Source organism: Oculatella sp. FACHB-28 (assembly GCF_014696015.1).
Lineage (GTDB): Bacteria > Cyanobacteriota > Cyanobacteriia > Elainellales > Elainellaceae > JAAUTN01.
In genome coordinates this window covers 14,732-27,797 of record NZ_JACJPJ010000088.1, presented here as the reverse complement: position 1 = coordinate 27,797, position 13,066 = coordinate 14,732, and the positions used below count along the sequence as shown (strand labels likewise).

Below are 13,066 nucleotides of genomic sequence, written 5' to 3'. Positions count from 1 at the left end.
TTAGCGATCGCCGCCCCGTCCTCAGTCACCGTCTCTACTCCTCTCCTGAAAGTAATGGGATAGCAGATTTTTGCCACAGTCACGAACTGTCGCCTTAGATGAATGGCTCATCTGGTGCAGCAATTCCTCAACTTGCTTTAAGGCTAAAGCAGAAGGCAGCGTGTGCCCATTTTCCCATCGATTGACAGTACGAAACGAAACACCTAGCTTAGCAGCTAGCTTCTCCTGGGAAAGACCAAGCTGCTGTCGAAGCTCACGAACTAAATCAGCAATTTCCTGTGGCATTGTGAACGACGATATTAAGACATTGCTTTCCGCTGCGGGCATTACAGCAATTTGTACAAAGTCAGAATAGGACAAGTGACATACCGTTTGTCTCTATCCTCAGAAGCGATCGCCCTCTATCAGTAAGCCGAATTAATTAACTCAATCTTGCCTAGTTTGAGCTATTGGGACAGGCAAATTCTTCCCAATCAAATCCAAACTATGCAATCGCATGGCGGATACATCTAAGATTCTGCGCGCATTGTGAAGTTCTACCTCTGATCTAGAGTGGCGAAAAACGCGTGATCGCAGCGCCGACAGACTTACTTCCGTAGAAGGAGGTAAAACATTATTCAAATTTGGAGGATGAAAGCAGAACTCACGCTTCGTGAGCGTAAAACTCATGGTTAATAGATATGGCTGATACCACCGTCACAAAAATCAATTCTACCTATTCTCCAAAAGGTGAAATGGGTCAGAAATACCTGGCATCGGGTAAAAAAGTTGCAATGCGTCTCTGGGAAGAAGCACCCGCAAGCGAGCCAAAGCCCGAAGCACAACGTGAGTATGAAACAGTCGGCTACGTGATTCAGGGTCGAGCCGAGCTACACCTAGAAGGGCAAACCGTCCTACTCGAACCGGGTGATTCCTGGTCTGTACCTGAAGGAGCAAGCCACACCTACAAAATTCTTGAGCCCTTCACTGCTGTTGAAGCAACCTGCCCTCCAGCTCAGGTCCACGGGCGAGATGAAAAATAGATAACTGGGTACTTCTGCCATGAGTGTTGAGATATACAACGCTCTACACCTACTCTAAGAGAGGATGCGTTAAGCGGCAGAGGATACCTTGATGAGTATTAACCCCAATAAGCCCATTGCCACTGCTTTTACTGGACCAGTCCTATATCCTTGGGATGCGGGCTCTGCTGTCGCTGAGGTTCAAGAACTGCTACGGGCACACGGCTTTCCCTTGCGAGTTGACGGAGACTTCGGCAGCGTCACCGAAACAGCGGTTAGGCTTTACCAAAAGCGAAATAAGTTAGTTGTCGATGGCGTTGTCGGACCTAAAACCTGGCTCTCCCTGAAGACCACGGTGAAACCAGGCGATCGCCCGCTTGAGCAAGGCGATACAGGCAGAGATGTATTAGAGCTACAGGGACTACTGCAAGTCCACGGTTATCAGCTACAGCGAAACGGCATCTTTGACGAACTGACCCAACAAGCCGTCATTGCCTTCCAGCAAAAACATCATCTTAAAGCTTGTGGTATCGTCAACGCTTCCACTTGGGGAGTATTAGGAGAAAAAAGCTGCCCACCTGAACCTCAGCAAAAGCTGTGGTTCACCAACCCACGTAAGTGGTGGTAGAGAAATATAGCAATTCCGAAAATTAGGGCAATAAAGGAAAAAGGCTTCGTAATGCGGAGTCTTTTTCCTTTATTGCTTTTTTATTGAAACAGGATTGAAACATTATTATTAGCAATTTTGGAATTCGATCGGGGTACTTTGTAGTTAACTTGCATTAGTCTATACAGACAATTACTCTCAGTTAGTCCTGGAGGTCAGCAGTTGGGTATCTTCGATAAAATCAGAGGCGAATTTGTTGACATCATCGAATGGTTGGATCAGACCAACGACACGATGGTTTATCGCTTCCAGCGATACAACAATGAAATCAAAATGGGGTCTAAGCTGACCGTCCGCCCAGGACAAAAAGCAGTATTTGTCAACGAAGGTCAAGTCGCAGACACCTTTGAGCCAGGCATGTACGAGTTAACCACTCAAAACTTGCCTATTCTCAGTACCCTCAAGGGTTGGGCATATGGCTTCAACTCACCCTTTAAAGCAGAAGTTTATTTCTTCAATACAAAAATTTTTACTAACCTCAAGTGGGGCACTTCTAACCCAATTACTGTTCGAGATCCAGAGCTAGGTCCAGTGCGGCTCCGAGCTTTTGGCAGCTACAACATTCGGGTCGCACACCCCGAAGAACTTTTAAAGCAACTGGTCAGCACCGATGGACTGTTCCAGGTAGACGAAATCAGCAATCAAATTCGCAACATGATTGTGACCGCTTTCGCCACCTGGTTTGGCAGTTCTCGCATTCCTTTATTTGATTTTGCTGCCCGTTATGGCGAACTCGGTGAAACCATCCGAGGTGGCATTCAGATTGAGGTACAGCGATTTGGACTAGAGCTAAACCAACTGCTCATCGAGAACGTCTCGTTGCCGCCTGAAGTAGAGCAAGCGTTAGACAAACGTGCCTCAATGGGAATTTTGGGCAACATGCAGCAGTATGCTCAGTTTCAAGCTGCAAATGCGATCGAAGAATCTGCCCGAAACCCATCCGGCGGCAACATGGCGCTAGATTTTGGCGTAGGAATTGCGATGGGTCAGCAGTTGACCAATGCTATGCAAACCAATGCTATGCAAACCAATTCGCCCCAAACCGCTCAACCCACGGCTTCAACTCCTCCACCGCCGCCCACTGAGCCACAGTGGCACATCTCTCGTGACGGTCAAAACTTCGGGCCCTTCCCAGCTAGCCAACTTCCACAAAACGGTTTGAATGCTCAAGTATATGTGTGGCGGGCTGGAATGGATGGCTGGAAACGAGCCGCCGAAGTTTCAGAACTCTCAGCCTTATTGGGAACACTACCACCACCACCAGTGAATTAATTGTGTGCCAACCTCAAGTGAGTTATGAGGATGCACATTCTCGGCAGTGCATCCTCATAACTCATTTATCTCACAACTGACCTTAGGACTGCGATATGTCGATTGCTAACCCTTTGATTAAGCAGTTCCCTTGTCCGGGCTGCGGTTCCACGCTAGAGTTTGACCCGCAAGTTGGACAGCTTAAATGTCCCTATTGTGGGCGAGAAGAGGTAATTCCTCAAAGTGCCGAACAGGTCGAGGAACGCTCCTACGATGCATATCTCAATAGCGAGCACACTCAACTCGCAGCGCTGTCTAACACTGCACTGGAGGCAGACTGTCCAGGCTGCAAAGCTCAAATTACATTTGAGCCACCGAATGTAGCAGGACAGTGTCCTTTCTGCAATACCAGCATTGTGGCGCAGCCCCATTCTGCCAGTCCGGTAATGGCACCAGAAGCGGTTTTACCCTTCAACATTAGCCAAAAAGTTGCTAGAGCAGGCATTCAAAAGTGGATAAACAGCCGCTGGTTCGCTCCTAGCGGGTTGAAAAAACTGGCACAGCAAGAAGGTATTCAGGGTGTATATTTGCCCTTCTGGACGTATGACTGTTATACGGTAAGTCACTATACCGGGGAGCGAGGCACTCACTATTATGTAACTGAGACGTATACAGAGACCAATTCAAAAGGTAAGTCAGAAACCAAAACACGTCAGGTACAGCGGACTCGATGGCAATCACACTCTGGACGAGTTGACCGTTCCTTTGACGACATTTTGATTCCGGGCAGTGAGTCCGTGAATACAAAGCGACTAGAAGCTTTAGAGCCTTGGGATTTATCTAAACTGACGCCCTACGATGCATCTTATCTGTCAGGCTTCAAGGCACAGCAATATCAGGTGAATTTAAAGCAGGGATTTGAACTGGCTAAAGGCAAGATGGAAGAACCAATTCGCTCTGATGTTCGGTATGACATTGGCGGAGATGAGCAGCGTATCCATTCTGTTTCGACCAACTATAGTGCTATCACGTTTAAGCATCTGTTGTTGCCCGTATGGATTTCGGCTTATCGGTTTAAAAACAAGCAATATCAGGTGATGGTCAATGCCCAAACTGGAGAAGTGTTAGGCGATCGCCCTTATAGCGTTTGGAAAATCTCTGCTACCGTCCTGTCGATACTCACACTAGTTGGTATTATTTTGGCAGTCATCGGTTCTTTTGAAGAGCCTTCACCTGATCTACCTCCACCCGATCCCAAGGCTTCAAATACTCCCGTTATTCCAGGCTCTCCTGCTGCTCCAAACTTATCACAGCCTCTACAGGCTGATGAAGCATTCCGACAGGCAATCAACACTGCTGGCAATGCAGTTCTATTGGCTCAGTCCGCACAAACTGGGCAAGACTGGCAGCAAATTGCTGCAGAATGGGAGCGGGCGATCACCCTACTTAGAGCCGTTCCTCCTACTCATCTCAACTACAGCACTGCTCAGCAAAAGGTGGGAGAATATCAGCGAAACCTGGATTATGCCAGACAGCAAGCACGGAGTTTAGTTAAATAAAGGAGACAAGCTTACACTCACTTCTTAGCGAAATGAGTGCCAATTGCTCCAGAGAAGTCAACATTATGCAACTTGGCTCCTATGAAATTGGCATTTGTCAAATCCGCATTTTTAAAAGAGGTTCTAAAAGCGCGCCTTGCAGCCTTTAGGCTGGCGACTGAAGCAGACAGGGTAATGACAACATAGCCTAGTGATAAAGCACTCCAAATAAGACCCATCAAAATGTGCTGTGTGCTGAGAAATGCACTGGTGGTTGCGGCTGCTAGAAATGCAAATCCGTATGCTGCAACGCTGCCAACCGTGGCGATCGCCACAACCAATGCTTGATGTTTAACCTTCAACGTGAGAAATGCGACGCTTAAGCTGGCGATCGCTGCTGCGACGGTAGCAACTTGAGGATTTTTGTCAGCGATACTTCCACCATAAAAAAAGCCTAGCAAAGCTCCAGATGCAGACCCAGAAATGAACATCAATAAGCGTTGAACGCTTGGCTTGAGTCCTTCTAGATTGAGAACTGCGGCTCCTGCTCCTGCTAATCCTAAACTAACGTGTAGCGCAATAACGTAAGTCCAGGTTGGCTCTGCTGCTGTACGTCCTAAAACTCCAAAAACCATACGACTAAAAGCGTGAATTGCTAATCCAGCCAGGAACAGAGCAACTGTACCTAAAAGCATGAATCGACTGACAGGTTGACCAGCCCGAACTTGAGTGAAGTTTGCCTCTCGCAAAAGTGCATGACTAAAATCACACCCCCGAATATCTGCACTGCTAAAATTTGCACCATTAAGACTTTTTCCTTTAAAGGAACAATTCCGTAAGTCCTGGTTGGCAAAATTGAGTGAAACTGGAGTTGTCATAATTGAATCAAGTTTGAGGCAGGGTAAATTATCCTATTCATGCAAGCCCTGGAATTTTTTATAAGCTGATGAACTACCAATACCAGGTGTATGTTAAGCGATTTTTAGTTGTGATCGGAGCAGGGCTGCTGACAATGCCTCTACTTTTTTACGGTAAGCTCCATTTTCAGCGTCCACCTCGCACCGATCAGCAAAGAACTCTTTTTCAGGGCATCGTGTATCGACGAATTGCTAAATCATTACCTCGTCCAGTCGTGATTCACGTTACGACCATTGATCTGACTGCGCCGGGAATTCGAGTATTTGTAACACCGGGAATGCCTACCTCAGACAATCGAGAAACCCAAGCTCAAACTACTTCAGAGTTTGTCGATGAGTTTGACTTACAGCTAGCCGTCAACGCTAGCTTTTTCTATCCTTTTGAGGAGAACACACCCTGGAATTATTATCCTCACAGCGGCGATCGCACCAATGTTTTAGGGCAAGGCATCTCGAACGGACTCCTCTATTCTCCCGCTGATCCAGATTGGCCGGTGCTATGTTTTGCGGACAATAATCAGGCACGAATTGCTGCTCAAGAGTGTCCTTCAGGAACCGTTCAGGCGATCGCAGGAAGTGATGTTTTGATTGAGCAGGGCGATCGCAGGGACACAGAGTTAGATTCATACAACAACCGGATTCCTTACCCACGAGTAGCGGCTGCAATTAATCGAGCAGGCAATCAGTTATTTTTAATCGTTGTAGATGGCAAACAGCCCCTCTATAGTGAAGGGGTTACAACGACCGAACTAACCGAAATTCTTCTAGAATTAGGAGCCTACAGTGCCTTAAATCTAGATGGTGGCGGTTCAACTACACTGGTTGCTGCAACCTCTTCAGGTACAACCGTTTTGAATGCACCAATTCATACTAAAGTACCAATGCGCCAACGTCCCGTTGCCAACAATCTAGGCATCTACGCTATCCCTTGAAGAAAATTTTAGAGATGGAATGTGTTAGCGGTAGAGAGTTGCTTGCTTAAGGGAATAGACTAAGCTCGGGTTTTACTCTTTGCATCTCTGCTCTATATAGGGAAACCAGGTTTAATTAGGGTTTGACGTAAAACTAATGGGATGAAGAGTGTGAGTCGATACACAAATTTGAATTTAATCAATCAGTAAAATGAGTCGCAAGGGATCAAGCCGCACGTACCAGGGAAATGGATAGTCCTTAATGACTTGCCACTTTTCTTTGAACATTTCTGCCTGTACGTGATAGTCCTGTGAACCTTGAGGCTCACCATTCAACTTAAGGAAAAGAGTCATCCGATGAGGAGTTTCACTGGTTGAAGCTAACCAGCAGGGAAATGTATTGTTTTGTCCGGGAGCAGAACTGGGCACAAGGCTAATTTGATGGGCGCGAATCCCTACATCTGTAAGACTTTGGGGAATTGCCTCCACAACCTGTAAGGTAACGCCCCAATCGATCGCCTCGATCGCACTTGGTCTAACAGCAACAGCACGCGAAAAGTTCTTGCATCCTGTGAGTTGAGCCACACGTAGAGATCGGGGATGTTCAAAGATCTGGTGTTTAGAGTCAAAGGCGATCGCTTTTCCACCTGACATTACCATCAGTTTTTCACATACCCGATAGGCTTCCTCCAGGTTGTGTGTGACAAACAAAGTGACACCTTTATAGGCAGATAAAGTCTCAACCAGTTGACGCTCGACCTGACTGCGAAGATAGGTATCCAACGCCGAAAAGGGTTCATCTAACAACAATACTTCCGGTTCCGTTGCCAGTGCCCTGGCTAGGGCTACTCGTTGCTGTTGTCCACCTGAAAGTTGGTGGGGATAGCGATTGCCCAAGCCCTGTAGATGCAGCAAAGCAAGCTGTTGATTTACTTGTTGCGATCGCATTGCTTTCGGCAAATGCTGCAAGCCAAACGCAATGTTTTGAGCAACCGTCATATGAGGAAACAGAGCATAGTTTTGAAACACCAAACTGACCTTGCGGCGATGGCTAGACAGATTAATTCGTTTATCTGAATCAAATAAAGTTTGACCATTCAAAACAATTCGCCCTTTAGTAGGCGTTTCGACTCCAGCAATGCAGCGCAGTGTCATGCTCTTACCAGAACCCGATCCACCCAACAGCCCTAACGTTTCCTGCTGAGCCGTAAACGCTGTGTTGAGACTAAAGTTTGCAAGCTGTTTCTCAATATCAACCGATAAGCCTTGCTCAAGCTGAGACTGAGGTTTAGTCAGAGTTATAAGCTGGGAAATTTCAGTCCTTTTATCTCTACCGGGTAAAGGTTCATTTGCTTCCACCACACCCAAAGGATTCCTCTGAATCTTGCGCTCGTAGTGAGTTTGCCAAAGGTTCACCAGGACAATGCCCGACAAGGAAATCGTCATGATCACCAGTACCCACAGCCACGCCTCATTCATGGCTCCCGCTTCCACTGCAAAAAAAATTGCCATTGGAATCGTTTGAGTTTGACCGGGAATATTTCCCGCGAGCATTAACGTTGCACCAAATTCCCCTAGCGCCCGCGCAAAGGACAACGTCGTTCCGGCCAAAATACCCGGAACAGAAAGCGGCAGGAGTATCCGCCAGAAAATGCGTCCCTTTGAGGCACCCAGCGTTTCAGCAACCTGGAGCAAACTGCTATCAACTTGTTCAAATGCCCCCAATGCAGTCTTGTACATCAGCGGGAATGCCACAACTGTTGCCGTGATCACCGCGGCATACCAGGTAAACACAATCGTAAAGTCAAACTGAGCCATGACCTGACCCAGTGGCCCATTCCTGCCAAACAAGAGCAATAGCAAAAAACCTACAACCGTTGGCGGCAAAATCAACGGAGCAACAAAAATGCCTTCAATGACTGACCTCCATCGACCCCGGTAGCCCAGCATCCAGTAAGCAGCCGCAATTCCCGTCAGGAAGGTGGCGATCGTTGCAAGCCCTGCGGTTTTGAGAGAAATCCATAGGGGGGAGAGATCGGCAGTCATGCTAGCACTCCCTTTAAGAAGCAATCCCAAAGCCGTATCGTCTGAACACCGCTTGAGCCTGTCTACTCCTTAAGAATCGAGCATAAGTACGAGCGGCTTGCTGGTTGCGACTAGCTGCAACAACGGCCATGGGGTAAACAATTGGAGTATGCAGGTCGCTAGGAGCGGTCGCAACTTGTGTCACCTGTGCTGAAATTCTGGCATCGGTCGCATAGACCACACCTGCATCCGCATTGCCACTCTCGACCGTTCCTAAAACGTTGCGAACCGAGTTGCCAAATACCAACTTAGGCTGCAACTGATCCCAAATTCCTAGATTCCTGAATAACTCCTCGGCGTACTGTCCAGCCGGAACACTGCGCGGCTCCCCCATTGAAATTCGTTCAACGTCAGAGTTGGCTAACTGCCGAAAGCCTGTTAGCCCCAATGTAGAGTTACGCGGCGCTACCAGAACTAGACTGTTGGTGAGCAAGTTGCGACGAGTATTGGAGACGATCAGATTCCCCTCTTGCAAAGCATTCATTTGTCGAACCGCGGCTGAGATGAATAGATCTACAGGTGCGCCCTGCTCAATCTGCTGCTGCAGTGGACCTGATGCTGCAAAGTTATAGCTGACTATTATGCCTGGGTTAGCCGACTCAAACAGCGGATCAATTTCTTCAATCGCATTTTGCAAGCTGGCTGCTGCTGCAATCAATAGTCTTGCAGATTGAGCATCGACTGCAGCAGGCATAACTATTTTGAAGCCGATCGCCAGCAACAGGGCTGCCAGGAATCCGCCCAGCAAAGCGAGAATGCGTCTTCGTTTCATAACACCTGAGTTGGAGTAAAGAAGAGCTAGTATTGTTAGTTCGGAGGGAGCAAGCCATTGGCTCTATGGGTTCTATAGATGGGTTCTATAGGTTGACCTTCCGACTAAACTAGGCTCGAAATCATATCGTACCAACTTTATACCAACATATTTGGTATTTGATAATGCCAAGAAAAGAGCAAGGCTGGATTACCTTCCAATCCTCAGACGAAGAGCGGCAAATTTTAGAGCAGATTTGTCAGCAAACTCAGCGCACCAAAACAGAAATCCTGCGAGAAATGATTCGACAGAGGGGGCGATCGCCCGTTCCTGATCCAGATGCCAACCCAGTCGATGCTGAGGATTTAGAAGAAGAAACCCTGGATTCGGGTAATGCCACAGCGCTTCAGGCAATCCAAATCAGTGCCCGCAACGTCTTGAAAGCAAAAGTAAAACAAGTAGTTAAAGGAACGGTGAACGCAGAAGTGACCTTGGCGATCGCCCCTGGCATCGAGCTAGTCTCGATTGTCACTCGCACTTCGGCTGACAAGCTAGGTCTAAAGCCAGGAAAAGAAGTTTTTGCGGTCATCAAATCCAACAACGTGATGATCGCCGCAGGATAAGTTCCTCGTCCTTTTTTAGCCAAAGCAAAGGGATGTGTTCCTTGAAACAGGGGCACATCCCTTCGCTTTTAGTACCTGTCTTGCTACCTCTTTAGACAACGAGGCAAAGGACGGGCTCTACCTCGTCGCTTAACAAAGCTCAACCTGAGGTAGAGGGTAAACGGGAGTCAAAACTATTAGCTTGTTATTAGTACATGCATAAGCAAGGTAGAAATGCAAGAAAGTTTAGGATTCTTAAGAGAGCCTGAACTCGCATGGGTGTGGACAAGCTCTCTTGTCCACAACGCCTGTCCCTAAGCTCCGAGAATATCAAGCCTGAAGAAGATGTGAAGTCATGGAAAGCGATCGCTCTATTCACCCCGCCCTTTATTTCAACCAATTTAAAAGCAGCATTTGGGCTTTGGGTATTCCCTCTTGGGTATTTGGCATCACCGACCGAGGCTTTGCTGCTTTTGCCGACGGGTACCTTTCAGCAATAGAGATTGCACATCTGTTTACGGCTTCTTTCTTCTTCGTTAGCTGGCTACTCCTCAAGCCGGAGAAAGAGCTTAATCCAGATGGCTCCGTTGCATTGCAATCTCTAAACTCTAACTTGGCTTGTCGTCGTAGTGAGTTAAGCCAGTGCGGAGCTCAAGGAAAGGCGCTCACAAGAATGCTGGAGATCCAGGAGTATCACCTGATTAGCCAGGAATACATTTTGCCCTTTCCCCACCTGTGCCAAATTTATCATTTGCTCAACCTAAAGCATTTGGAGAACGTCCATCACTTTAGTTTGAGTAACCTACGAGTCATTTCAGTCAACCATTTGCAGCCTACTGAAGATGGGGGAATCATCAAGTTTCAGACAGTTCTGGATTCGCCATTTAACGCCTTAAGAATTTGGAGACAGCCCGTTGTTGAGGTAGAGTTAACGCTGCATACGCCTCACACAGTTGAACTAAAGATTCCAGTGTACAACGGCAAGAGTATCATCGTGATGTTTAACGTTTTACCTCTGAGTGAAACGGAACATAAGTTCTTTATCGATATTTACAGTGACTTGAGATGGCCAAAACCTTTGCTGCAAATGGTTTTGCACATCGCCTCTTGCCTAACGCTATTTGAGGATTTGCCCTACTTAAGTAAGCTAGCTGAACGCAATATCAGTCGTTTATTCAACCGCACTCGAATCTCAGACCATGAAACAATGTGGTTGTTCAAGCGGTTTGTTGACCTGTATGGTTCGAGTGTAGCTAACCTTGAAGCCTCTCAGTTTTCTACACAACCCAAACAATTAGAAGCGGCGGAGGCATAAGCTGATTAGCTAGTTAACAAGTGAGTGACATATCCTGAAGCGGTACGCCCCTTGCAATTCACTAACGATAGTGCAGCAAATCCAAAGCGTTGGGTTTCGCTCTGCTCCACCCAACCCACAGCTCTACGGGTCTACTGTCTGCAAGTGACTTAGGTTGGGTGAAGCGCAGCGGAACCCAACATCTTAGGACAGCCAGGCTATTACGCCAGCTAGCAGTCTTGCTGATTATTGGACGGTTTTTGAGGATTGGTTAAATAGCATTGCTCGTGATTTCTCCATGTCAATCTGCTGGTTTTTGAATTCATCAGCTTTAGCGTAGGCACGAACAGTTGCAGGGCGAGACTGAATTGCCTCAAACCAACGCTTGAGGTGAGGGAAGTCTTCCAAATTTTGTCTCTGATGCTCGTAGGGCACAATCCAGGGATAGGAAGCAATATCGGCGATCGAATAGTCTTCTCCAGTAAGAAAGGGGCGATCGCTCAACCGCTTATTCATCACCGCATATAGCCGTCCCGTCTCATTTACATAGCGATCGATCGCGTAGGGAATTTTTTCAGGCGCATACTGGACAAAGTGATGGTTTTGCCCAGCCATTGGACCCAAACCACCCATTTGCCAAAACAACCACTGAAACACTTCGGCCCGTCCACGCACTGTATCAGAGATCAGCTTGCCAACTTTGTCTGCTAGATACAGCAAAATTGCGCCAGATTCAAATACTGAAATGGGTTCTCCACCGTCCGCAGGCTCATGATCCACAATGGCTGGAATCCGATTGTTGGGGGCGATCGCCAAAAACTCAGGCTTAAACTGGTCGCCAGCGCCAATGTTAATCGGAGCGATCGTATACGACAGCCCAACTTCCTCCAAAAACATGGTGACCTTGTGACCGTTGGGCGTTGTCCAGTAGTAAAGCGTCAGTGGTGGCATGAATCAGCTCCTGCTACGGTTCAATAGTTCAAAGTTCTCGAACAATCAAACTATAACGTTGTCCCACCCCATTAGAATTTTGCGAGAATCAGGAGTGATCCACTTCCGCAGAGAAGGGAAGCACCAGTTCAATTCTCTGCGTTGTGCAGATCTAGATGACTAACAGAACTTGTATGAGGAGGCTTTGTGCTGCAATATCAGCCGATCGGTTTTGGGCAGCAGGTGATCGAGACTTCACTAGGTGTGATGGCATATTACACACCCGTTGGTGAACCCTGGCGAGATAGCTCAGATTCAGCCGATTTGCCGCCGCTAGTTTTCCTGCATAGCCTGGGTGGTGGGTCTTCCGCCTATGAGTGGTCAAAGGTCTATCCAGCCTTTGCCGCCACTCATCGGGTTATTGCACCTGACCTGATCGGCTGGGGACAATCCACCCATCCCATTCGCGATTATCGAGTAGAAGATTACCTGACCATCTTGACGGAGTTTCTAGAGCGCACTAACAGCGTTCCGGCAACGGTCTTTGCTTCCTCCCTGACAGCAGCGATCGCCCTTCGCCTTTCCGTCCAGCGTCCAGACCTATTCAAAATGCTGTTTCTAGTTTCTCCTTCTGGCTACAGCGACTTTGGCGCAAATTACAAACAAGGTATCCCTGCTCAGCTAGTCGGAACACCCGGACTCGATCGCCTGATTTACACTGTCGGAGCCGCCAACGAATTGGCCGTACGCAACTTCTTGCAGCAGTTTTTGTTTGCTGAGCGATCGCGTGTCACCGAGGAAATGGTTGCTGCCTATTTAGCATCTGCCCAACAGCTCAACGCGGAATACTCTGCCCTTGCCTCGCTTAAAGGTGATCTCTGCTTTGACCTCTCCCTCTACATGGAGCAGCTTAAAACCCCCACTGTGATCTTTTGGGGCGATCAATCTCGCTTTAGCAGCCTCTCCACTGGGCTCCGGCTAGCCAACCTCAATCCAGAGACAGTAGAAGCCTTTTGTGCGATCGTCGGCGCTGGAGTCCTGCCTCATTTAGAATTGCCTGCTACGGTAATTGGGTTGATCCAGCATTATCTAGGGACTAGCCCCTAGCCCCTACAATTG

The 13,066-nt window shown here is 47.8% G+C and carries 13 protein-coding genes; 8 read left to right on the top strand and 5 right to left on the bottom strand.

Features of this window, described 5'->3' with window-relative positions:
- Positions 1-21: 21 nt before the first annotated feature.
- On the bottom strand, positions 22-285 hold the full coding sequence (locus tag H6F88_RS22040) for a helix-turn-helix transcriptional regulator (RefSeq protein WP_190644883.1): 264 nt from the start codon (positions 283-285) through the stop codon (positions 22-24).
- A gap of 395 nt (positions 286-680) precedes the next feature.
- Between H6F88_RS22040 and H6F88_RS22035 the strand changes: the two genes are divergently transcribed.
- The 4 genes from H6F88_RS22035 to H6F88_RS22020 all read left to right on the top strand — a co-directional run bounded on the left by H6F88_RS22035 (position 681) and on the right by H6F88_RS22020 (position 4,478).
- Positions 681-1,022, top strand: coding sequence for a cupin domain-containing protein (locus H6F88_RS22035; RefSeq protein ID WP_190644882.1), 342 nt, complete (start codon positions 681-683; stop codon positions 1,020-1,022).
- Between the two features lie 91 nt (positions 1,023-1,113).
- Positions 1,114-1,629 (top strand): peptidoglycan-binding protein, encoded by a 516-nt coding sequence (locus tag H6F88_RS22030; protein WP_190644881.1) that lies wholly within the window; start codon positions 1,114-1,116, stop codon positions 1,627-1,629.
- 201 nt (positions 1,630-1,830) lie between these two features.
- Positions 1,831-2,940 carry an SPFH domain-containing protein gene (locus H6F88_RS22025; protein ID WP_190644880.1) on the top strand — a complete coding sequence of 370 codons (1,110 nt, stop codon included), beginning with the start codon at positions 1,831-1,833 and terminating at the stop codon, positions 2,938-2,940.
- Positions 2,941-3,035: 95 nt separating this feature from the next.
- Positions 3,036-4,478 carry a hypothetical protein gene (locus H6F88_RS22020; RefSeq protein WP_190644879.1) on the top strand — a complete coding sequence of 481 codons (1,443 nt, stop codon included), beginning with the start codon at positions 3,036-3,038 and terminating at the stop codon, positions 4,476-4,478.
- A gap of 17 nt (positions 4,479-4,495) precedes the next feature.
- Here H6F88_RS22020 and H6F88_RS22015 read toward each other — a convergent pair whose 3' ends face one another.
- Positions 4,496-5,335, bottom strand: a complete 840-nt coding sequence (locus H6F88_RS22015) for a pentapeptide repeat-containing protein (RefSeq protein WP_190644953.1) — start codon at positions 5,333-5,335, stop codon at positions 4,496-4,498.
- A gap of 68 nt (positions 5,336-5,403) precedes the next feature.
- Here H6F88_RS22015 and H6F88_RS22010 point away from each other — a divergent pair, with 68 nt between their 5' ends.
- Entirely contained in the window at positions 5,404-6,306 is a 903-nt protein-coding gene (locus H6F88_RS22010) for a phosphodiester glycosidase family protein (RefSeq protein ID WP_190644878.1), read from the top strand.
- Positions 6,307-6,480: 174 nt separating this feature from the next.
- Here the strand turns inward: H6F88_RS22010 and modB are convergent, their stop codons facing one another.
- Positions 6,481-8,331: a molybdate ABC transporter permease subunit gene (modB, locus tag H6F88_RS22005; RefSeq protein WP_190644877.1), complete on the bottom strand. Its 1,851-nt coding sequence runs from the start codon at positions 8,329-8,331 to the stop codon at positions 6,481-6,483.
- Positions 8,332-8,344: 13 nt separating this feature from the next.
- On the bottom strand, positions 8,345-9,142 hold the full coding sequence (gene modA, locus H6F88_RS22000) for a molybdate ABC transporter substrate-binding protein (RefSeq protein ID WP_190644876.1): 798 nt from the start codon (positions 9,140-9,142) through the stop codon (positions 8,345-8,347).
- Between the two features lie 164 nt (positions 9,143-9,306).
- On the opposite strand from modA, the gene H6F88_RS21995 reads away from it, so the two are divergent.
- Positions 9,307-9,744, top strand: a complete 438-nt coding sequence (locus H6F88_RS21995) for a molybdopterin-binding protein (protein ID WP_190644875.1) — start codon at positions 9,307-9,309, stop codon at positions 9,742-9,744.
- Between the two features lie 334 nt (positions 9,745-10,078).
- Complete coding sequence (locus H6F88_RS33535) at positions 10,079-11,038, top strand: hypothetical protein (RefSeq protein ID WP_190644874.1); 960 nt, start codon at positions 10,079-10,081, stop codon at positions 11,036-11,038.
- A 225-nt stretch (positions 11,039-11,263) separates the two neighbouring features.
- On the opposite strand, the gene H6F88_RS21985 is transcribed toward H6F88_RS33535, so the two are convergent.
- The gene (locus H6F88_RS21985; protein ID WP_190644873.1) at positions 11,264-11,968 is read right to left on the bottom strand and encodes a glutathione binding-like protein; all 705 of its coding nucleotides are present in this window, start codon (positions 11,966-11,968) and stop codon (positions 11,264-11,266) included.
- Positions 11,969-12,154: 186 nt separating this feature from the next.
- Between H6F88_RS21985 and H6F88_RS21980 the strand changes: the two genes are divergently transcribed.
- On the top strand, positions 12,155-13,054 hold the full coding sequence (locus H6F88_RS21980) for an alpha/beta fold hydrolase (protein WP_190644872.1): 900 nt from the start codon (positions 12,155-12,157) through the stop codon (positions 13,052-13,054).
- Positions 13,055-13,066: the final 12 nt, after the last annotated feature.

Coding starts and splice junctions, on each gene's coding strand:
- H6F88_RS22015 (WP_190644953.1), bottom strand. CDS start 5,335: ATGACAACTCCAGTTTCACTCAATTTTGCCAACCAGGACTTACGGAAT.
- H6F88_RS22030 (WP_190644881.1), top strand. CDS start 1,114: ATGAGTATTAACCCCAATAAGCCCATTGCCACTGCTTTTACTGGACCA.
- H6F88_RS21985 (WP_190644873.1), bottom strand. CDS start 11,968: ATGCCACCACTGACGCTTTACTACTGGACAACGCCCAACGGTCACAAG.
- H6F88_RS22035 (WP_190644882.1), top strand. CDS start 681: ATGGCTGATACCACCGTCACAAAAATCAATTCTACCTATTCTCCAAAA.
- H6F88_RS21995 (WP_190644875.1), top strand. CDS start 9,307: ATGCCAAGAAAAGAGCAAGGCTGGATTACCTTCCAATCCTCAGACGAA.
- H6F88_RS22010 (WP_190644878.1), top strand. CDS start 5,404: ATGAACTACCAATACCAGGTGTATGTTAAGCGATTTTTAGTTGTGATC.
- H6F88_RS22040 (WP_190644883.1), bottom strand. CDS start 285: ATGCCACAGGAAATTGCTGATTTAGTTCGTGAGCTTCGACAGCAGCTT.
- modB (WP_190644877.1), bottom strand. CDS start 8,331: ATGACTGCCGATCTCTCCCCCCTATGGATTTCTCTCAAAACCGCAGGG.
- H6F88_RS22020 (WP_190644879.1), top strand. CDS start 3,036: ATGTCGATTGCTAACCCTTTGATTAAGCAGTTCCCTTGTCCGGGCTGC.
- modA (WP_190644876.1), bottom strand. CDS start 9,142: ATGAAACGAAGACGCATTCTCGCTTTGCTGGGCGGATTCCTGGCAGCC.
- H6F88_RS33535 (WP_190644874.1), top strand. CDS start 10,079: ATGGAAAGCGATCGCTCTATTCACCCCGCCCTTTATTTCAACCAATTT.